Source organism: Exilibacterium tricleocarpae, assembly GCF_007004655.1.
GTDB classification, from domain to species: Bacteria; Pseudomonadota; Gammaproteobacteria; order Pseudomonadales; family Cellvibrionaceae; genus Exilibacterium; species Exilibacterium tricleocarpae.
Genome location: NZ_ML660089.1, coordinates 427,179 through 448,639 on the forward strand (window position 1 = coordinate 427,179; position 21,461 = coordinate 448,639).

Here is a 21,461-nt window from a genome sequence, read left to right on the forward strand (position 1 = left end):
AAACCAAATGGTTAAAAGAATTCGTCCTGAGGCAGAATGCCCTGATGCAGAAAGAGAATACTTGAATGATTTTGAAGAAGATATTGAAGATGTATTATTATCTTTAGAAGAGCGTCCTAAAAATCTTACGCAATTTAATGATGCGCTTCGCTCTGCCACCAGAGCCGATGCCTTAGGCGAAAACGACGAACTAACGATACAGTATATGCAATTAGCACTGGAGCTTGGTGTAGCCCATTTTATCAGCGCATTGGAGTTGCCTGAAAAATTTGGAGTTGATTATTTAGGTAAGCGGTATGCTTACGCGATTAAATCTTCTAAAGTTCATACTGACCCAGATGCATGGCTAAATGTTGTTTATCTAGCAATTATTTTGCGTAACCAAGATGCTCTGGGGGTTATGGGACGTATTTCTACGGAAGCTCTAAGAAATGCTAATATCAAAACCGATGAAGCTAACTACTTGTATGTAGACTTTATTAAAGGACTGTTTGATAAAAAAGTGGATGTTGGCGAATTGTTGATTGCTGCTATGAAGGCAACCGATTATCCGGGTATTAGTAAGGAGCGTACAGGTTATCTATTAAATATCCGCGTTCCCTTGCTTTCTTTATACCGCTGTTTTTTATCCAACGATCAAGCGGAATTTAATGAAAAACTGAATGAAGCTGTTATGCTGCACAAAGTTTTTTGGGCAGACAATCCCAAAAACTATCACGATATTGATGGCTGGGTCTCCATGGATTTGCTGGCGGTCTTATCCCTAGCTTACGATGATAAAGGGTGGGCACCTCAGATTGACTCGGATTATATCCCTAAGTGGTTAGTGACGGGCCAGTATGTGCAGTAAAACCAAGGGAGCGGAGTCACTTGATCCAGAGGTGTATTAAGTTAAAAAATGATCGTAGTGTTTTTCTAGAGGTCTGGGCTAAACCACAGTCCTGTTGCAACTACTCCACAATCAACACCAGCCGCCCCTCAGACACTTCAACCTTGACCGGCGTATCAATACCAAACCCGCTTTCTCCAACCACTTCCCTTTCATCCGTATCCATGGCACGGGCCGACAACCCGTATAAGGGGATTGTGTTTTGAGCCGGTGCCTCGAATATCAGATAGTTAAATACCATCAACTGTTGCCAGGCTGCCTTATGGTTTGACGACGCTTCGGTAGTTGGTGGGTATGTAAAGATTCAGAAAAGACAATATTAGGGACAGCATTAAAACCAGCTATATTAAACAGGTTTTAATGCGCCCTAAATACTAATGAATAACCTATACAGTTGCTTCTGCTGGTAGTAGTTCCAATAGCTTAGTGGATAGCTGTTCCGGCGTTGGATCTGCCAGTATATCGACAGTCGATAATTCAAAGCCCATTTTTTGACGGAATATCATAGCGAGCTCTACAGCAACCAGAGAGTCAACCCCCATATTATTGATACTGGTATTCTTGTTAAGCTTATCGATAGGAAACTTTAGTAATTGGGATATGGATTCCAAAATGTTGTGGGTAATATAATCGCGTAACTCAACATCTTTGGGACATTTGGCAAAAAAATCAGAACGGGCGATTTCAATGGCATTATCGCTATTATCTTGCTTTAGAAAATTTGTAAATCGAGTGTACGGATACGCTAAAGAGGGCATGGATTTCACCAGTTTTGACCAATCGCCACGGAATGCGCCAATTTGAGTTACGTCATTTTCCAATACTTGATCAATAATCGTAAAAGCTTCTTCCGGGCTGATACCGGATAAACCAAACTTTTCAAAAAAAGCAGCGACATCTGTTTTTCGGCTTAATATGCCAACGTCTGAAATGGCTCCCCAATTGATCGAGGTGCCCGCCAGACCTTTTGAGCGACGATAGTGGCATAGCGCATCCAGATAAGCATTGGCAAGAATATAAGAGGTTTGCCCTTTATTGCCGATCAAGGCCGAGACTGATGAGAAACAAAAGAAAATATCCAACGGTATACATTCAGTGAATTTATGGAGATTGACAGCCCCGATTAACTTGGGTCCTAATACTTTGTATAAACTTTCGGTCGTTAGTTGCGCCAAAAAGTTGTCTTCAAGCACAACCGCTCCGTGAAAGACGCCACGTAGTGGCAGCATTTCTCGTTTTATGGTATTGATCAGTGATTGCACTTCTCGTTCAGAGCTTACATCAGTCGCGATAACTTCAACTTTTGCCCCTTGCTCTCTTAGCTTATTGATTTCTTCTTGTGAATATTTATCATCCGCTCCGCTTCGGCTCGCCAATATCAACTGGCCCGCTTTTTGTGAGGCGATCCACTTCGCGATTTCCAAACCAAAACCTTTGGTTCCTCCTGTTATAAGATAAGAGGCATCAGATTTTATTTTACTGTTTTCATTTTTTGAAAGCAGTACATCCACCTTCTGACTTTTAAAATCAAGAACGACTTTGCCTATGTGTTTGGAATGTGACATAAACTGGAATGCGTCGATGACGTTATTGGCAGGAAACACTTTTGAGGGAACGGGCTTGAAGTGACCTTTTTCAAAGCATCCGCAAACTTGACTAATAATCTCAGCGCCCAACGCAGGTTTGTGTTTCAGAATGCGATCAATATCCACAGAGGCAAACATCAGGTTTTCATTAAACGCTTTCATGGGTAAGTCATTATTGTCAGCAATATTTTTCTTGCCTATTTCAATAAAACGGCCATAAGGTGCCAATAGGTTAAAGCTTTGGATAACCGCCTCGCCGGCCATGGCGTTAAGCACTACATCAATGCCATAACCCTTGGTGTCGCGACGTATTTCTTCGGCAAATTGTAAACTGCGGGAATCGTAGATATGATGAATACCCATATCGCGCAGATATTGACGTTTTTCATCGCTGCCGGCTGTCGCATATATTTCAGCACTTTTCCATTGTGCAACTTGCAACGCTATAAGTCCGACGCCGCCAGTAGCGTTGTGGATAAGAACTTTTTCGCCTTCTTGCAACTGTGCCAAAGTTATCAAGCTATGATATGCGGTCATGTAACTAATCAGCGTTGGTGCTTCATAGATAGATAGTGCACTGGGTATTTTGGTTGCAAAGTGAGCGGGGATATTGGCGTAACTTCTGAAAGCATCCGGAACCAGGCCGACTACTTGTTCTCCAATTTCAAAACCTTTAACTGCTGTACCTACTTCAACGACAGTGCCAGAGACCTCGAAACCCAAAGTGTCTTTATAGTATGTATTGTCAGTAATGGAAGAATCAATTTTATTATATACCTTTAATAAATCCTTAAAATTAAGACTTACAGCAGTAGTTTGGACTTTTATTTCAGTAGCCTGCAAAGGTTGCATTGCAATTTCAGTAAAGTGCAGGCTCATAACGTCGCCTGTTTCAGCAATACGTAAAGCGATCGGCTTTTCTTGAGCGGATAAACTGGAAGATTTGCTGTTTTTACCAGTAAGTTTTTGTGTTTTATCTAGCACATGCCTAAATAGTTTTTTGCCTCGAAAAGCACGCTCTCTGGTTGTATCTTTGGATAGAAAGATGTTTTCCATATTGGCGCTTAAAGTTTTGTCCGAGTCTACATCAATGCAATAAAACGCAATATTTGCATGCTCATTTTCAACCACTTGAGCCAGGGCGCCAAAGGAAGCGCCCAATAGATTTATTGGAGAATCTTCTGGTAAAACCTGATAACTGTTTTGAGTCAGCACAAATAAGCGAACAGCTCGTTGGGGGTATTTTCTTATAATGATCTGGACAAGATTTTTAACGGCAGTCAAGGCGCCAAGGATTTTATCGTTGTCAAACAGGTCGCTGCCGTATAGTTGTTCCAAGTAGATAATATCGGTGATTTCTGGTGTCGTTTCCAGTACAGTATCAACATCTATCATGTTCATACCTGTCGCGCTATGGCAACTCATCTTGTGCTCTTGAAAAAACTGTATATATTGGTGCGCTTCCATTTCGCCACCAATTACTAACCAAGTAGAGATTTTTGGTGGAGCTATTTCCGCTGTTCTGGATTCAACCCATTTTAGGTCGTAAAAATGATGGTGGAGAGAGTCTTTATCGTTAATAGACTGACCAAATTTCCGGGCTTTTACGCCATCTAACCGAACTAGAATATTCTTATTTTCATCAAATAGAATGATATTGCCATAAACAGCATCATCTGTTCTTTCCGTAATTTCGATCAAACTATTAAGCATTTTGGGTAGTGGTTGGTTTACATAAATATTTTTAATCGCTACCGGTACATAAGGCTGCTCGCTGCCTTCGGCCATCGTTTGAAAAGCAGCGTCCAGCACAGTTGGGTGTAAGAGGTAATATTTGTCGTAGTCATCTTGATTATCTGTTTGCTGTATCTGCGCAACGACTTGTGTTGCAGATAGCCTTTTTAGTTGAGTAATAGGGCGAAACGCCGCCCCATAATCTAAACCAACAGCACTTAATTTTTCGTAAAAATCCGTTACATTAATTTCTTCTGCATGACTTAAATCGAGAGATATTTCACCGAGATTGGGTGCGGCATTGGTAATAATACGCCCGCTGGCATGAAGCTTCCAAGAGTCTCTCTGCCCCATAACTCGGCTGTGCACTTTAAACTTACCGCTTACAGGCTCAAAGCTCGTGTTGATAAAAGTTTGCACCGTTTCCTGGTCAGCTAACATATTGTGAAATTGGATATCTTCCAGACCAATAGTTTGGCTCTGGAGGTGATAGTGAGCTATAGCCAGTCCGATTTCGACGTAGGCGGCCCCGGGTAAAACCACGCTTTTTTCTACCTTGTGGTCAACCGCATAAGGAAACAGTGAATGGCTAAATTCTACTTCCCACATAGGCGTAGGGCTGTCTATACGGCGGTTGAAAAATATATGTCCCTCATTACCAAATAGTTCCTCTATTGTTTTCTCGGAGAGGCATTGGTACTTTTCCAATGACCATGGGTATGAAGGAAGCTTGACATACTGACCAGAAACACTATTCGCTTTTCTCCAGTCCAGCCGGTGCCCCAGCGTGAATAGTCTTGCTATGCTCTTTCTAATGCTGATGCATTCATTGGTTTTTCGATTTAGAGTATGTGCCTGTAACACAGGTTGCCCGGCGTTACTTAAGGTCTCTTTGATTGCGTTTTTCAGGACCGGGTGGGGCCCAACTTCAATAAAGATGGTATTGTGGTAGTTTTGACTAATGTTTTCTATCGTTTTTGAAAAATTGACTGTTTGGCGAATATTTTTCCACCAATAGTTATTGTCCCATTCAAATTCATTAGCTAGTTCTCCGGTAACTGTTGAGTATAAAGGTGTGTGAGCGGTCTTTGGTTTTATGATTTTTAATGCATCTAAAACATCATCGCGAATAGGGTCCATTTCTGGACAGTGATAAGCAACTTCAACTGTTAGAGGACGGCTAAATATGCCTGCATCGTTAAATAGCAATTGTAATTGAGTTAAAGATTCTGTTTTCCCTGCTATTGTTAAAGAACTTGGGCTATTCACCGCAGCAATTTCGACATTGTCTACTTGAATGATATATGGGAGAATTTCAGCTTCTGAAAGCCCTACAGCCAACATGCTGCCGCAACCTGCTAAAGTTCCCTGCAAACGACTGCGATGATGACTGACAAGTAAAGCGTCCTCCAAATTCAGCATACCAGAGACATAAGCAGCGGAGACTTCTCCTACACTGTGACCTGTGATCACATCGGGTTTTACCCCATATTGTTCGAGTAGCTTAAATAGTCCAACCTGCAGCACAAAGTTGGCCGGTTGGGCAATATGGGTTTTCGATATAAGTGAGCTGGATTCCGGCTTTTGCATTTCGGAAAAAATTGACCAGCCACTTATTTCAGTAAAAATAGTATCTGCCTTATCAACAAAGTCTTTAAAAACAGGATAGGCTTCGTATAATTCTGCACCCATTGCATACCACTGTGGCCCCATGCCGGTAAATACATAAGCTAATGTAGCTTTTTCTCCTTCCAAAGAGCTGCTGTCAAGGACGATATTCTCTGATAGCTGACCTTTACTCAAGCTCAGTAGGTTCTCACAAATTTCTTCTTTGTCTCTGCCTATAATACAAGCACGATTTTTAAAAAAGGTACGTCGAGCACTGGCCGAATGTAGAATATCGTAAAAATCAGCAAGGCTTGACGTTTCACTAATTTGTTTCGCATATTTTTCGCACAGCTTTCTCAGCGCCGCCTCATCTTGTGCTGTTATCGGGAGTATAAGCATTTTGTCAACAGACTGTTTATTTAGAGTCTTTCCTTTATTGACAGTAAAGCTTTCTACAATCGCATGAGCATTGGTTCCCCCATAACCAAACGAATTAATCACAACCCGCCGGGTGTCAGTTTCAACCGGCCAGCTCTCAGCTTCGGTTGGAACACGAATATGCATATCATCAAACGGAATTTTTGGATTGGGTGTATCAAAGTGAATATTGGGTAGTATCTTGCCCTTATTGACCATTAAACTTGCTTTTATTAGGCCGGCAATACCGGCAGCAGCTTCAAGATGCCCTATATTTGTTTTTACTGAGCCCACAAGACATTTCGTCTGGCGCTGGGCTTTACTCATGACGAGGTTTATCGCGTTGGCTTCTGTCGTATCTCCTGCCTGTGTACCTGTTCCGTGCGCTTCAACAGCGTGAATCTCTGCAGAGCTTAAATCGACCTCTCCGTAAACACGTTCCATCAATTTTCTTTGCGACTTGCCATTAGGCATAGCAATGCCTTTGGTCGCGCCATCCTGATTGCTGCCCGTATTACGAATAACCGAATAGATATGATCACCGTCTGCTAACGCTTTATTGAGTGGTTTTAAAATCGCAATGCCACAACCTTCACCGCGGGTATATCCTTCGGCACTTTCATCGAAAGCTTTGCAAAGACCATGTTTAGACAAAAATTTACCTTTGCTCATCACGATAGAATACTCGGGGCGGCTCATAATATTGACGCCGCCGGCGATTGCCAATTCGCTTTCACCCATCCAGATACTTTGACAAGCCAGGTGAGTTGCAACTAAAGAAGACGAGCATGCGGTATCTACAGTTAAGCTTGTGCCATTGAGATCGAATACATAAGACAGTCTATTTGCGAGCAGCGTCATTGTGGCACTGGTGGCAGTGTTTGAATCCAGCCTGTCGCGGTTAAGATACCCAAACTGGGTCAGTTTATTATCCAGAGTGAAACCACCTATAAATACGCCTGTACTGGTTTTTTTTAGTTTATCTAATACTTGGCCGGCATCCTCCAGTGCTTCATAGGTTGTTTGTAATAAGTAACGTTGCTGTGGATCCATCGCTTCGGATTCGCGAGGTGAAAGACCAAAGAAAATAGGATCGAAATTAAAGATATCCTCTTGCAGAAAGCCGCCAAGCTTTGCATGACTCTTACCGACTTTTTTCTCATTGGCGTCGTAAAACATATTGTGGTTCCATCGACCTTCAGGTACTTCGCAAATAGCATCCGTTTTATTTAGTATCATTTCCCAATACTGTTCTGGGCTGGACACCCCGCCTGGAAATCTACAACCTAAGCCAATTACTGCAATTGGAAATTTTGTGTTGTTTATCATAAATGCCTCATAAGTTTTTTAGAAAAGCGCCCAGACTAGGGGCGGCCCTTATGGTCTATTTTTTTCATTTTCATTAAAAAATTGTAACTGTTCGGAATAATTGGAAAGAAGGCCTTGACAAGGATTTTTGGGGGAAAAGTTTGCTTGATCGCTTCTGACAACGGCGAAAAAGATAATGGCGCTTATTGCCATATATTTAAGAACCTAAAGTTTCTCAACTCTCGTGTTGCAACTCAGCCACACACGGCATGCAAAAGCACACGCTTTGTACAAGTGGTAAATTCAGCTATTAAGTTCACTCTTCTGTCAGAGTCGTTGTCTTGTCCCCTTGGCTGTTTAAATAATAGGCAGCGAGGCGAGGGGTGAAACGCTATTTAACTGAGCAGAAGCAGCGGGTATCAGGAACTACCAGGACAAGCACGGCAGTGTCAGTTTTTAACGCGGCTATCATTGCAACCCATTGCTGGAGATACACGAATTTGCTATCCTCGCGGCATTATGAAATGACATCTACATAAATGCGGTAGCACGCCCCTCAAGCCTGTTCAGATCTGAGTTCATTGAGCAGCGCTGACCTGTGTTTCCTTTAATCCTATTTTCCCATTATTTTAGAGCCTTACGGCTTTGAAGGATTATTGCTATGTATGAATTGTTATTTGATTTTTCTCGACGTCCAGAGCCTTTCTCATGCTACACCGCGAAGGCGTTATGGACCCGCCCCCACCTTGCTCGGCAGATGCTGAATTTTCACCTTGACCAGGAAACTGATCTTGCCTCGCGGAAACTTGAAACCATCGATCGTGTAGTTAGCTGGATTGACGAGCAGTTGAGTCTTTCGGGTAAACACGTTTGTGATCTTGGCTGCGGGCCCGGACTATATACTAAGCGTTTCGCGTCCAGAGGCGCTGTGGTAACTGGTGTGGACTTTTCAACACATTCATTAGAGCACGCCAAATCCCAGACTAAAAAGCCCATCCGTTATATTCATGCTGACTACCTGTCAGATGACCTGCCTATTGGCTTCGATGTATTAACACTGATTTATTGCGACTTCTGTGTTCTGTCGTCACAACAAAGGAAAACCTTACTTTCCCGCATGAAAGAAATGCTTAATCCTGGTGGGCAGATTGTGATTGATGTTGCAGGGATGGGGCTTTTTGCCAGCAAAGAGGAGCTGACTATTATGGAGGATCGGTTTATGGATGGGTTCTGGGCCGCTGGTGACTATGTTGGGATTCAGCGATCTTTTGTTTATCCGGAGGAGCGCCTGTCGTTGGATCGCTATCTGATTGTAGAACCCACCGAAACGTGGCAAGTCTTCAACTGGTTTCAGCATTTCACTCCGGAAAGCATTGAGGCCGAGTTGAGTGACGCTGGATTCAAGCTTGACCAGATGGTTGGAGAGTTGAGCGGGGAGCCGTTAAATCCGAAGGGGAATTATATTGGTATTGTCGCCAGCTTGATCTAAGGTAATGATGGTGATGCCTGCGGTGGAGGGCATCACCATCCATGTTCTGTGCATGGCGAATTGCTAATTTTTGAAAATCCCTAATACAGCTCTATGCCGGCTGCCCGCGCCATTTTGGTTAGCTCAGATGTGCCATTCCTATGTTTTCTCTCTAAGTCATCTATCTCAGCTTCAATGTTAACCAGATTAAGTGCATCAGCCTGTTGCCTATCCCTACATGTCATAACTGTTCCTAACTTAGGATTAGTCACTGGTCTGTAACCCGCCAATAATAAGCAAAAAAGCTCCCTTCCTGTAATTCCCAACCTCCTGTATTTATTGCGGAACATATTTTCTTCACTAAGTTTGGATGCCGCATAGAACGGTAGGTACTTATGCACTCCTCCCAGTAACCAAGCATCATTGACATGCAGGTTAAATTCACTAGCCGGCATGTGTTGAACGGAACCGCCCGGCCCCCCGCTCCCGTCAGGCTGGGCAATCCGGCCATCGACAAAACCGAAGTTATGCTCTATCCACCCCGGTGCGGTTTGCTTAGCACTGCGTTTTTTGCACGGGTTGAGTATTGTAGGGCCAGATGCAGGCTTTACAACCCTCGGCGAAGTATCAATCCAGCCGCCATTGGCCTGACTGAAACGCCCGAATAAAGTAAGCCTGAGGGTGGGATTTTGAGCATTTTCGTAGAGACGCCAAGCTTTATCGACACTTGCATTTATGTTGCCTACAGTTCCGCGAATATCAGGAAGACCTATATCACGTATTCTCTCCTGCTCTATCTCGCATGCTAGTTCATAATGTTCTCTGAATAAGTCAATTGAAGTATACATATATTTACTCCTCCTCTAATATGCATTCATATATATTTAAATCATTGAGACCCAAAGCCATTGAGATACCTCCAAAGTTTTGGTGTTTGATTATCTTAAGTCCAGTCGACTAAAAAATGTCTAATCAAGCTGCGTATCGAAATTATCCGTTTTAAAATCGCTTCTAACACTAACTCACTGATCATGACTATCAATGGTATTGACTAAGATCATAAGTTTTTCAAAAAATGCGTGACATGCGCTGAAGTCGAATCAAAGTGGAAGCCGTCTTGGCGTGTTTGGTTTTGTCTCTACTCTATTACTAAACACATAGAACTATTTTTATGGTACCAAATTATTGATAGAAGACACTAATTTATTGTGTGAGATCTACCTCATAATAAGTGAATTCAGCCAAAGCGCGGTCGCTTTTTATTCGAAAATTAACAGAGTATTAACGCGAGGTTATAACAGTTGAGTTCGTGAAGACTGCGATTATAATCGCACCAGCTAAATGCAAGTCAGTTATTATTTTTCTAACTAAATCAGTTAAAAGCCGTACATCAATAACGGTGTCACAGGTTTATGTAAGGCGTGTGCAATCGTATGTAGCGATAATATCTCTAACCCTATCCGTAAATACTTCGATACAGACTCTCTGCCACCGCGGAGGCCTAAAAGAGTAGGAGAAGCAAGTATGAGGTTTGAAACATTGGCTAGAAACTACGGTTCAGGATACCTGCTTTATAGCCAGTCGGACATCCTGACAGGCAATAGGGACACTAATCCGTATTTGGCAATGAGCCCAGATAATAATAGTGGGGTCTGTTTAGGCTTGGCGATGGGGTTCCTTCTTTATTCCAGGCGTTTCTCCTACCAACAACCACTCAGATGGATTAGCGAGTTTGTCGACGACACCAGCAGTGGCTATGAAGACAAAGGTAACTTTCATAACGTCAGTGATCTGCAAACATTTATAGGTTGTGTCATGCAAGACCAGGGTGCTCTGTCAACACTCGCCGGCAGAACACGGGCCCTTGAGGACGGTATGTGGAACGTCAGTTTGAAATATAAACAATCCAAGATGTTCCACTGGAGTGGTGAGGAAGTTATTCCGTTAATTCGACCGCATATAAACTCTGATACTGACAATGCTTACTGGTTGATAGCGGCAACAAACTCCCTTATGGTCGGTCATGCGATGGCTCTTCGAAGTATGGTCCATCCTACTACCGGGTTTCGCCTGCTTATTTTCTTCGAGCCTAATTATGGTGTCGTTCAATTTCAAGGCGTAACCAGCATAGACAACTTCAGAAAGTTTTTAAATGGCTTCGCGTGCGGTGAGGGCAGAGATTACTTTGCCACGTTAGCGGAGTTATATCGTTTCTCCTGATTTGCTAATGGGAGCACTATCTCGAATGGCACTCGCCTATGGCGCCGATTGTTGGTCCTTAAGGAAAACTCTGCTAACCGATTCGGCCCTTACCGGTTTAGGGATTCGAGACACTGTCCCCAGTCAATTTTTGGCAGCCATTGTCAAATTCGCAGCTTTCTTTGTGTGTCGGTTCAGGCAGCCTTAGCAGGCATGCCCACAAGAGCAATAATAAAATGAAGCGCTTTCCCCTCGCCTGTATCTCTATAGTCTTACTGTTAACCGCTTGCTCCCGCCCGACCCCGGTGAGCGGCGGGCAGGCGCGTCTGATCAAGGTCGGGTCACACCGGTCAAGGGTCAGGTCTCACACCAAATAAAGATAAGTTTACGTTTCTTTTCACTCTGTGGCGGTGCTTCACATTCCTGCACCTATAATCTTCCCCCAGAGCAAGCAACCATAAAATCAATGTTGCGGCATCTGCCGGGTAATATCACAGTCAAGCAACAGTAAAATACAGTGGCCGACGAACGTGATAACTCAAGGCCCTTGGACTGGAAAAAGCGAAGAATGAATAGGTTCCGCAAACGTCTTACCACCGCCTCGATTGTGCTCTTTGGCTGCCCACATGCCAAATCAGAGGCGCTGGGGTTCACCAAGCCATGAAAATTCTATTGGTCGAAGACGATTCCCTGATCGCCGGTTTAGTCTCAAAAGCCCTGCAAGCTGAAGGATATAACGTCGAACACGTCTTGAACGGTGAGGATGGTTACCTTCTCTTGAAGAGGAACAAATACGATGGGCTGATTCTCGATATTATGCTACCCGGTATGAACGGCAGGGAGATTTGTCGCAAGCTTCGCGAGGAGGGCTCACGCGTCCCGATCGTGATGTTGACGGCGCTCGGCTCTACTCAGGACATTGTACGCGGCTTGCGGTTCGGTGCGGATGAATATGTGACCAAGCCGTTTGATTTCAAGGAACTCCTGGCACGGCTTGGGACGGTGATACGACGCAGCTGCGGCGAGACAGCGGTTCTCAACGACTGGATTCTTACCGTTGACGATCTCGTTTTTGACCGTGACGCCTTAAGCCTGAAACGCGGTGCAACGCCGATTGAGCTGACTTCCATGGAGTATGGGCTGCTGGAGCTATTGATGTCACAGGTTGGTAAAGTCGTGACGCGAACCCGAATCTTGCAAAATGTGTGGGGTCTGTACACGGACCCGCAGACGAATATTGTCGAGGTCTATATCCGCCGTCTTCGCGTCAAGATAGCCCCCAATGGCGAGCCTGAGTTGATCAGGACGATTCGCGGTCGAGGCTATCGCATGATAGCGACAAAAGGGCCCTAATGAGGGACTGGCATGGAAAATACTGTGGATTGCTACGGTGGCATTATCACCTATGGCAGGCGTCACGAAGCAGGGGATTGCGATCCCCCGGATTCTTGGGGTAGGCTAATTTCGACGCTCAGACCACCGCCGTCTCGATTGCTGGCGCGGATGCTGCCGCCGTGCAGGCTGACACTGCGCTCGGCAATCGCCAGGCCGACACCGCTGCCGGCGGGGGAGTGGTTTTGCACCTCATTGACCCGATAGAAGGGCATATACAGCTTTTCCAGCGCGGCTTCAGGTACCCCGGGGCCGCGGTCGTCGACGGTCACGGTGACAGCGTCATCCCGCACGGTGATGGCGATCTCCACGGCAGTGTACTCCGCTGTGTATTTCAGGGCATTACGGACGATATTTTCAACGGCCCGGTGAATCAGTGCGGTGTCTACTGAAACGACACAGCGGTCCGGACCGCTCATGCGCACATCCTTATAGCTCTCCCTGCCTTCAATGTGCGCGTCCTCAACAATCGTGCGGACCAGGTCGACCAGATCGGTAGCGCAGGGTTCAACCTGTTGCCGGCTTTGCAGCCGTGCGAAGGACAGGATTTCACCGATCAGCGCGTTGAGTCGCTCTACTTCGTGCTCCATCCGATCGATATTCGCCATATCGTCCTGTCGCGCTTTTTGCCGGGCGATGGACAATATTGCCTGGATGCGAGCCAGCGGCGAGCGCAGTTCATGGGAAACGTCACGCATCAACTGCTGTTGCGACGCGATCAGATGTTCGACCCGTCCGGTCATCACATCGAAATCCTGGGCGAGCTTGGCGATATCGTCGGTGCGCCTGCCCAGGGTATGGGCGACGCGCACACTGAGATCGCCCGCCGCTACCCGTTGCCCGGCTTTCCTCAGGCGCTGTATCGGCAGCGCGATGAAGCGCGCCAGTACCAGGGAGATAATTGCGCTGACCAGTATACTGACGACCATCATCAATGCGCGTCCGTGTGGTTGCAGCAGGGTGCGACCGACGGGTGGGGCAATGGGGTAGCCAACGATCCGATAGCCGTGCAGCCCTTCGCTCTGTACGGTAAGCGGAGGTGCCCAGAACGCCAGGGTACCGGCAGGCTCAGCGCCCTCGGGACGCATCAGGCGAGCCACCGGTGCCGGCAGCGGCCGGCCGGCAATGTCCCGGCCTTCGGGGTCGATGATAAAAATACGCAACAGGTCACCTACCTCGAGCAGGTGCCGCTGCCCCACGGTGGCGACAGCCGCGGCGGGGCTTGGGCCGGTAGCCAGTTGGCCTCTCAAGTCCCGGGCGATCGTGGCCACCAATTGCTTTTCATAGTGGTCTTTGCCTACTGAAGCCGCCGACAGGTGTAACAGGTTGGCCACCAGGTAGGCCAGGATGACCGTGGCAACGCCCATCACCCAAAATGCGAGGAAGATACGTCGAAAAAAACGGTTCATGATCAGGCCACGTAGTTCATGATCAAGCCACGTAGAGGTAACCGCGACCCCGCACGGTTTTGATACGTTGCTGCCCATTGGGTAGTGGACCGAGCTTTTTTCGCAGATGTGCGACGTGTACATCGACACTGCGGTCAAAGGGCCCGCTGCGCCGGCCGAGGGCGCTGCGCATAATCGTATTTTTGTCGACAACTTCACCGGCCGCTTGCACCAGGGTTTCAAGCACCAGAAATTCGGCGCCGGTCAAGGCCACCAGGGTGTCGCCGCAGAAAACCGAATGGGAGCCCGGCTCGATTCTCAGATCGCCGACCGTCAGACCGGTCTCCTCCACAGCCTCCGTGGTCTGGGCGCGGCGCAGAATAGCGCGAATTCGCGCTGTCAGCTCGCGCAGATTGCAGGGTTTGGGCACATAATCGTCCGCGCCGATCTCGAGTCCGAGAATGCGATCAATATCATCGCCCCGCGCGGTAAGCATAATGACGGGAGTGCTGGATTGTTGGCGAATCAACTTGAGCGCTTCGAAGCCGTTAAGCCTGGGCATGCCCACATCCAGGACGATAACGTCAAAAGAGCCGTCCAGGGCGGCCGCTACACCCGCCTCGCCGTCGTGGCGGGCGGTTACCGCAAAACCTCCCTCAGCGGTTAGAAATTCATCGATCAGTTGTACGAATTCCTTATCGTCATCAACGATCAGGATGCGTGTCACGGCTTCATTAATCGTCATTGACTATTTACCTGCGGTTAACCCTGGCGGCGCTCGCGGATATGTTGACGCAGTGCCGCTGCCCGCTCCGCCTGGAGTTCCCGGTATTGCACGAGTTGATCGTCAGTGAGCATGCCGCTGAGCGCCTTGAGTGTGCTGTCTCGCACCGCCCCCAGCTCTTCGCCTAATTTTCGCACACTCTTGAAGCCGAGCCTTCTTGGCTTGTTGTCTTGGACTTTGCCGGCGCCCTTGTCCGGATTTGCGGGGTCGATCCCATAGCTGGCCAATATATCCCGTGAGGAAGTGAAACTCAATGCCAGAACAGGCCTGATTTGCTCAACCTTTTCGTCGCTCAGGTTCAGGCGCGCTTTTGTTTCAGCCAGGCGTTGTTCGAATTGAACATCGGCTGCGACGGCGGCGGCAAGCAGACTTAGGCAGCATGCCGCGATCGTAGTTTTGATCCGACGGTATGTCATGAGTTGGCTCCTCAACGGGTTCAGAGCGAGATTATAGAGGCCGGAATGTGAAGCTCCGCCACAAAATGCAAAGAAATGTTAATGGGCGCCGCGACCCGCCCCAAGGGCTATTCCGGTCCGTTCCTATAGTTTTACGTTTCTTTTCATTTTGTGGCGGTGCTTCACATTACGCTGTCTATAATTCACCCCCGAAGCGGGCAAGCCGTGAAAGTAACGGCAACGCTGCCGGTAAGTACCAACGGATATGATAACTCTGGTCGATTTTCCGCAGCCTGTCTCACAACACAACAGCTAAACACCCTGCGCCTTCATTCAGCCGGTCAGGGGCAGGTCAGGCTGAATCATTCTCAATGTTCAGTTTCCAAAGGTATATAAACGATGAAATCAATCGGCTTCGTTCTACTGCTACTTGCCTTTTTCTCCCCAAGGCCTTGCTATGCTACAGACTTTAGCAAACTTTATAAAAAAGTCAGTCCCAGTGTGGTGTTGATTAAAACCAACCGGTACGTTGAAAAGGTGACGGAAAAAGGTGTTGTTCAAAGCCGGCAAGGTGGATTGGGTTCAGGGGTGTTGATTGAAGACGGGTTTATTCTGACCGCTTCCCACGTGGTGCATATCGCTGACCGTATTGAAGTAAAAACCGTCGATGGAAAAATCTACCCCGCCAGGACCGTAGGTTCAATTCCACTGGCGGATCTCGCCGTTATTCGTCTGATAACGCCCCTCAAAAATATGCCCACCGCCAAGATTGGTGACTCAGATGCCATTGATATCGGTGCAGAGGTCTTCATTGTCGGCGCCCCCTACGGACTGACCCAAACGCTGACCGTGGGCCACCTCAGCGGCCGTCGCACAAGTGAAGATAGCACTGCTCTTATCCAAACAGAGTTTTTGCAAACCGACGCGCCGATTAACCGCGGTAACTCCGGTGGACCTATGTTCAATACAAAGGGTGAGGTGGTCGGTATTGTCAGTCATATTCGCAGCTTTTCCGGTGGCAGTGAAGGCTTAGGTTTTGCCGCCAGTATCAACATGGTAAAGCGCCTGTTGCTGGATAACCCACCGGTATGGACAGGAATGGAATTTGTGCCTATGTCGAAGACACTGGCCGATGCCATCAATGTACCTTTTCCCAATGGTATTCTGGTCCAGCAGGTCGCCTATGGTTCCATGGGCGACCGCTTTGGTCTTCAACCAGGCCGCATATCCGCCGTCATTGCCGGACAAAACCTGCTGCTGGGAGGCGATGTGATTATTGGCATTGGCGGCGAGGAGGTCAGTGCGACGCCCGATGGGATGCGAAGAGCGAGGCGCTATGCGAAAAGCCTGAAGGAGGGCGATACCATGGAAATTACGGTTTATCGAAACGGCAGCAAGGTACAGCTCACCGCCAGTAAACCGGACCCGACAACGCTTTAACAGCAAGAGATCTTTGCTGTACTTGCCTGGTTCAGGCACTGCCGATAGGTTAGACCACCTTCCTAAAATGCCACAGATTGGTCATATCGGTGACCAGGTAACGGGCATCGGGGTCTTGTGTTTGTGCGATATCCAGGCCGACTCTAGCGAAGATCGCCTGACTGTCGAGGCCGCGGTGTTCGAGTGCTGAGGCGATGGCGCCAGCCCAGGTGGCGAGGGTGGTACTGCGCGTTGTCATCTCAATTATTATCGTCTTGTTATCGGGCCCGCTTACGGTAGGTACCCAGACACCGATAGATGTCGCCTTGGCACCGGTCCTCGATCGGTCACTTTACTAGTATGAGGCACCCACTAACTGGCCGGATTAATGGACTGAAGCGTAACACAGCCGTCGCAGCGGAAACTGACACCAGACGAAATTGTCGAGCGGGTAGAGTTGCCGGCGCACTTGAGAAACCATCCGTTCCTGCTGGAACACTATGGCACTGCGAGCGGAGTGAGGCACGCCGAGGCCCCGATCTCAAAACTTCGTGCAATCTCTTGTAGATGTGGAGGCGCAAGTGGCCATGGATTGCCGCGTGGGGCTTTTTGCAAATTGCTGTAAGTACGCCCAAAATGGGGTTCGATGAACTGGCAGTGGTTGATCCGCAGCTGCGCGTTCGCGGGGTTGATACGCTGCGTGTTGTGGATGCTTCCGTTATGCCGACTTTGATCGGCGGCAATACCAATGCGCCGGCGATCATGATTGGTGAGAAGGCGGCGGAGATGAGTTTGGCGGCCGGTTAAGCCGAGTCCAAACGACCGCACCTACGCACAACTCCCCCCCAAAAACATCTCACTATACTGCTCCGCCACCGCTTCACTATCAATATCCTGCTGTGTGTGATACCACGAAGAAATCGAAGATAACAACCCGGTAAATGCCCGCACCGAAATATAGATATCCAAATGCCGCTTCATCTCCCCGCGCTGCTGCGCGCGCCGGAAAATCTGCTCCAGCAGTTTATGGTAGTAACTCGACTGCTCCCGAATTCGCCCGCGTCGCTCCACGGGGATACACTGGCGCTCATCGTCAAACACAATCATATAATCCGCCCGATCGTGCAGCGAGCTCAGGGTATGGTGCAGAATGGCCTTAATGGTCTCGGCAAATGACCGCTCCTCCTGCAGCAGCGACTCCAGGTAAGCCACCCCGTATTTGATCCCCTCCAGACACACTGCCTCCAGCGCCGCTTCTTTCGAGGGAAAGTAGTAGTAGAGGCTGCCCTGTTTGATATTAAGCTTTTCGGCGATATCCAGGGTGCCGGCACCGTGGTAACCCTTGTCGGCAAATACCGCCGCCGCGGCATCCACGGCCGCCATATAGCGCTGATCGTACTTGGATTTCTTGTCTGCCAAAACCGGCTCCACTATTGACCGCCAGGGCTTCCACCGTGCCCGAAAACGCCGTTCCAGGGCCAAAACAGCGGGGATTATAGGGAATTGTACCCCGGCAGGAAAGGCAACTCCGGCGGGAGTCGCGGGGCTACTATAACTATTTTCTATAAATAGACCTATAGAAAAATCTTGCCAAGCTATAAATAGAACTATAGAATTTCTGTCGTTCTATAGAATTTCTATAATTCTATAGATTTTATTGAGAAGTTTGAATCAAATGGCGGCCCAGCCGCGAGCCTGCTCTGATAGAGGTTAGTGACCTATGAACACCCTGACACATCTGCAGCGCCTGGAGGCGGAAAGCATCCATGTCATTCGCGAGGTGGCGTCCGAGAGTCGCCACCCGGTGATGCTCTATTCCATCGGCAAGGACTCCTCGGTGCTGTTGCACCTGACGATGAAGGCCTTTTACCCGTCGCTGCCGCCATTCCCGGTGATGCATATCGATACGACCTGGAAGTTTCGGGAGATGATCGAGTTCCGCGATCGGTTGGCCAAGGAACTGGGGCTGGAGATGATTGTGCATATCAACCGCGCGGGTGTTGAGCAGGGTGTCGGCCCCTTTACCCACGGCTCCGCGGTGCATACCGATATTATGAAAACCCAGTCCTTGAAGCAGGCGCTGAATAAATACCAGTTCGATGCCGCTTTCGGCGGCGCGCGCCGCGATGAGGAAAAGTCCCGCGCCAAGGAGCGCATTTTTTCCTTCCGCAGTAATCAGCACCGCTGGGACCCGAAAAACCAGCGTCCGGAATTGTGGCGCACCTATAACAGTCGTATTCACAAGGGCGAAAGCATGCGGGTGTTCCCCCTTTCCAACTGGACTGAGCTGGACGTATGGCAGTATATCCACCAGGAATCCATTGCCATGGTGCCGTTGTATTTCGCCAGGGAGCGCCCGGTGGTGGAGCGCGACGGCACGTTGATTATGGTGGACGACGACCGTATGCCGCTGCAGCCGGGCGAAGAAGTACAGATGAAAAAAGTGCGCTTTCGCACCCTGGGCTGCTACCCGCTGACCGGCGCGGTGGAATCGGAGGCGCAGACCGTGCCGCAAATCATTCAGGAAATGCTGCTGACCCGCACCTCCGAACGCCAGGGTCGGGTGATCGACCAGGATCACGGCGCTTCCATGGAGCAGAAGAAACAGGAGGGGTACTTCTAGTGGCTCACGCATCCGACTTGATCGAAACCGATATTGAGACTTATCTGACCGAGCAGGAACACAAGAGCTTTCTGCGCCTGATTACCTGCGGCAGTGTCGATGACGGCAAAAGTACGCTGATCGGCCGTCTGTTGTACGATTCGAAGATGATTTTTGAAGATCAGCTTGCCGCACTGGAAGTCGACAGCAGGAAAGTCGGCACTACCGGCGATAAAATCGACCTGGCGCTTTTAGTCGACGGCCTGCAGGCGGAGCGCGAGCAGGGCATTACCATCGATGTGGCCTATCGCTTCTTCTCCACCGACAAGCGCAAGTTTATTATCGCCGACACGCCCGGCCACGAGCAGTACACCCGCAATATGGCCACCGGCGCCTCCACCGGGGAGCTGGCGATCATCCTGATCGACGGACGCAAGGGGGTGCTGACCCAAACCAGGCGCCACAGTTATATCGTATCGCTGCTGGGTATCCGCCATGTGGTGCTGGCGATCAATAAAATGGACCTGGTGGACTACGACCGAAAAACGTTCGACAACATCAAGCGCGACTATCTCGAGTTCGCCAAGGCGCTGAATTTCAGCGATATCACAGCCATTCCGATGTCGGCGCTGGAAGGCGACAATGTGCTGCGCAAGACGCAGGCCATGCCCTGGTATCAAGGCCCGAGCCTGATGCAGCACCTGGAAAGTGTCGACGTGAGCCGCGAGGAGACCCATAAGCCCTTTCGTATGCCGGTACAGTGGGTCAACCGCCCCAACCTGGACTTCCGCGGTTTCTCCGGCACCATTGCCGCCGGCAGGGTGGCCGTGGGCGAAGAGGTGGTGGCGCTGCCGAGCGGCAAAACCAGCCGCGTAAAAAGTATTGTCACCTATGACGGCGAGCTGCCGGAGGCTATCTGCGAGCAGGCGGTAACCCTCACCCTCGAGGACGAAATCGATATCTCCCGCGGCGATACCCTGTCTACCTGTAAGGCGCGCCCGCAAGTCAGCGGCGATCTGGCCGCCGATATCCTGTGGATGGACGAGCATGAAATGGTGCTTAACCGCCCCTATCTGATCCGGCTGGAAAGCCGCACCGTGCCGGGCAATATCACCGCCATCAACTACAAGGTCGATGTCAATAACCTGCAGCAGCAGGCCGCCGAGGTGTTGACGCTGAACGAAGTGGCGCGCTGCGAGCTGGCGCTGTCGGAAAGTATTGCCTTCGACCCCTACGAGCAGACCCGCAGCACCGGTTGCTTTGTGGTGGTCGATAGAATCACCAACAAAACCGTCGGCTGCGGTATGCTGCGTCACAGCCTCGACACCGCCACCCACGTGCACTGGCACGCCCACGATGTCACCAAGTCCTCGCGCGCCGCCGCCAAGCAGCAAAAGCCGGTGGTGCTGTGGTTTACCGGTTTATCCGGTGCCGGCAAGTCCACCATCGCCAACCTGGTGGAGAAAAAACTGTTCGCCCGCGGCAACCATACCTATACCATGGACGGCGACAATGTACGCCACGGCCTTAACAAGGACCTGGGTTTTACCGAAGCCGACCGGGTGGAAAATATCCGCCGTATCAGCGAGGTGGCCAACCTGATGGCCGATGCCGGCCTGATTGTGCTGAGCTGTTTTATCTCGCCGTTTCGCCGCGACCGCGAGCAGGCGCGCCGGTTGTGCGGCGCCACCGGTTTTATCGAGATATTTATCGATACCCCGCTGCAAGAGTGCGAGGCGCGCGATCCGAAAGGGCTGTATAAAAAGGCCCGCAAAGGTGAAATCAAGAATTTTACCGGCCTTGACAGCCCCTACGAGGCGCCGGAAAACCCCGAGATCCATATCAAAACCGCGGATAAAACCACGGATAAAATCGCCGCCGAAATCGTCGATTACCTGGATCGCGAGGAATACCTGGTAAACTGAGCAGCCGGCGCACCGGCATGGCATTCAACCACGCGGCGCGGTTTAGCGCTGCTTTCCGGCGACATCCCTAAATTCATCCGTGCGTCCAAGTTGGTGAGAGTAGCCCTTTACCACATACTCGGATCGAAACCTAATGCCACCGAAGTGAAATTACTTCCTGGTCGAAGCACTAGATACTGTTTTCAGGTTTTTTTATCAACTTTTCATTTATCGCTGATCAATTGATTAGTGTAGGCAGACCCTAAGTAACTCTGCATTTCGGCCTGTTTACAGTCTCCGGGTGATTTGCGGATTAAATTCAGAGAGAAATGGCCATTTATCTGTAACTGGGTGGAACTAATAACAGG

General features: G+C 49.0%; 15 protein-coding genes and 1 pseudogene. 8 read left to right on the top strand and 8 right to left on the bottom strand.

Annotated features, from left to right (window positions below):
• Positions 1–7: 7 nt before the first annotated feature.
• The gene (locus FKG94_RS06370) at positions 8–850 is read left to right on the top strand and encodes an immunity 49 family protein (protein ID WP_179957510.1); all 843 of its coding nucleotides are present in this window, start codon (positions 8–10) and stop codon (positions 848–850) included.
• Positions 851–950: 100 nt separating this feature from the next.
• Here FKG94_RS06370 and FKG94_RS06375 read toward each other — a convergent pair whose 3' ends face one another.
• Together FKG94_RS06375 and FKG94_RS06380 are read right to left on the bottom strand one after the other, a co-directional pair.
• Positions 951–1,130 (bottom strand): type I toxin-antitoxin system SymE family toxin, encoded by a 180-nt coding sequence (locus FKG94_RS06375; RefSeq protein WP_142903357.1) that lies wholly within the window; start codon positions 1,128–1,130, stop codon positions 951–953.
• A 145-nt stretch (positions 1,131–1,275) separates the two neighbouring features.
• Complete coding sequence (locus FKG94_RS06380) at positions 1,276–7,563, bottom strand: type I polyketide synthase (protein ID WP_142903358.1); 6,288 nt, start codon at positions 7,561–7,563, stop codon at positions 1,276–1,278.
• A gap of 640 nt (positions 7,564–8,203) precedes the next feature.
• Between FKG94_RS06380 and FKG94_RS06385 the strand changes: the two genes are divergently transcribed.
• Positions 8,204–9,031 carry a class I SAM-dependent methyltransferase gene (locus FKG94_RS06385; protein ID WP_142903359.1) on the top strand — a complete coding sequence of 276 codons (828 nt, stop codon included), beginning with the start codon at positions 8,204–8,206 and terminating at the stop codon, positions 9,029–9,031.
• 80 nt (positions 9,032–9,111) lie between these two features.
• On the opposite strand, the gene FKG94_RS06390 is transcribed toward FKG94_RS06385, so the two are convergent.
• Positions 9,112–9,858 carry a hypothetical protein gene (locus tag FKG94_RS06390; protein WP_142903360.1) on the bottom strand — a complete coding sequence of 249 codons (747 nt, stop codon included), beginning with the start codon at positions 9,856–9,858 and terminating at the stop codon, positions 9,112–9,114.
• Positions 9,859–10,534: 676 nt separating this feature from the next.
• Between FKG94_RS06390 and FKG94_RS06395 the strand changes: the two genes are divergently transcribed.
• Both FKG94_RS06395 and FKG94_RS06400 read left to right on the top strand, forming a co-directional pair.
• Positions 10,535–11,230 (top strand): YopT-type cysteine protease domain-containing protein, encoded by a 696-nt coding sequence (locus FKG94_RS06395; RefSeq protein WP_142903361.1) that lies wholly within the window; start codon positions 10,535–10,537, stop codon positions 11,228–11,230.
• 639 nt (positions 11,231–11,869) lie between these two features.
• Complete coding sequence (locus FKG94_RS06400; RefSeq protein ID WP_142903362.1) at positions 11,870–12,562, top strand: response regulator transcription factor; 693 nt, start codon at positions 11,870–11,872, stop codon at positions 12,560–12,562.
• A 62-nt stretch (positions 12,563–12,624) separates the two neighbouring features.
• On the opposite strand, the gene FKG94_RS06405 is transcribed toward FKG94_RS06400, so the two are convergent.
• The 3 genes from FKG94_RS06405 to FKG94_RS06415 are packed head-to-tail and all read right to left on the bottom strand — an operon-like array spanning position 12,625 to position 15,189.
• Positions 12,625–14,010 carry an ATP-binding protein gene (locus FKG94_RS06405; RefSeq protein ID WP_179957511.1) on the bottom strand — a complete coding sequence of 462 codons (1,386 nt, stop codon included), beginning with the start codon at positions 14,008–14,010 and terminating at the stop codon, positions 12,625–12,627.
• 22 nt (positions 14,011–14,032) lie between these two features.
• Positions 14,033–14,734 carry a response regulator gene (locus FKG94_RS06410; protein ID WP_246124978.1) on the bottom strand — a complete coding sequence of 234 codons (702 nt, stop codon included), beginning with the start codon at positions 14,732–14,734 and terminating at the stop codon, positions 14,033–14,035.
• A gap of 17 nt (positions 14,735–14,751) precedes the next feature.
• Entirely contained in the window at positions 14,752–15,189 is a 438-nt protein-coding gene (locus FKG94_RS06415; protein WP_142903364.1) for a hypothetical protein, read from the bottom strand.
• 480 nt (positions 15,190–15,669) lie between these two features.
• Here FKG94_RS06415 and FKG94_RS06420 point away from each other — a divergent pair, with 480 nt between their 5' ends.
• On the top strand, positions 15,670–16,608 hold the full coding sequence (locus FKG94_RS06420; RefSeq protein ID WP_179957512.1) for a S1C family serine protease: 939 nt from the start codon (positions 15,670–15,672) through the stop codon (positions 16,606–16,608).
• Positions 16,609–16,657: 49 nt separating this feature from the next.
• Here the strand turns inward: FKG94_RS06420 and FKG94_RS06425 are convergent, their stop codons facing one another.
• On the bottom strand, positions 16,658–16,846 hold the full coding sequence (locus tag FKG94_RS06425; protein ID WP_142903366.1) for a hypothetical protein: 189 nt from the start codon (positions 16,844–16,846) through the stop codon (positions 16,658–16,660).
• Positions 16,847–17,208: 362 nt separating this feature from the next.
• Here FKG94_RS06425 and FKG94_RS06430 point away from each other — a divergent pair.
• Positions 17,209–17,394 (top strand): annotated as a pseudogene (locus FKG94_RS06430) (GMC oxidoreductase); the annotation flags it as partial.
• A 21-nt stretch (positions 17,395–17,415) separates the two neighbouring features.
• Here the strand turns inward: FKG94_RS06430 and FKG94_RS06435 are convergent.
• Positions 17,416–18,006, bottom strand: a complete 591-nt coding sequence (locus FKG94_RS06435) for a TetR/AcrR family transcriptional regulator (RefSeq protein WP_142903367.1) — start codon at positions 18,004–18,006, stop codon at positions 17,416–17,418.
• 301 nt (positions 18,007–18,307) lie between these two features.
• Here FKG94_RS06435 and cysD point away from each other — a divergent pair, with 301 nt between their 5' ends.
• The gene (cysD, locus tag FKG94_RS06440; RefSeq protein WP_142903368.1) at positions 18,308–19,210 is read left to right on the top strand and encodes a sulfate adenylyltransferase subunit CysD; all 903 of its coding nucleotides are present in this window, start codon (positions 18,308–18,310) and stop codon (positions 19,208–19,210) included.
• Positions 19,210–21,114 carry a sulfate adenylyltransferase subunit CysN gene (cysN, locus tag FKG94_RS06445; RefSeq protein WP_142903369.1) on the top strand — a complete coding sequence of 635 codons (1,905 nt, stop codon included), beginning with the start codon at positions 19,210–19,212 and terminating at the stop codon, positions 21,112–21,114. Before cysD ends, cysN begins: the two co-directional genes overlap by 1 nt.
• Positions 21,115–21,461 lie beyond the last annotated feature (347 nt).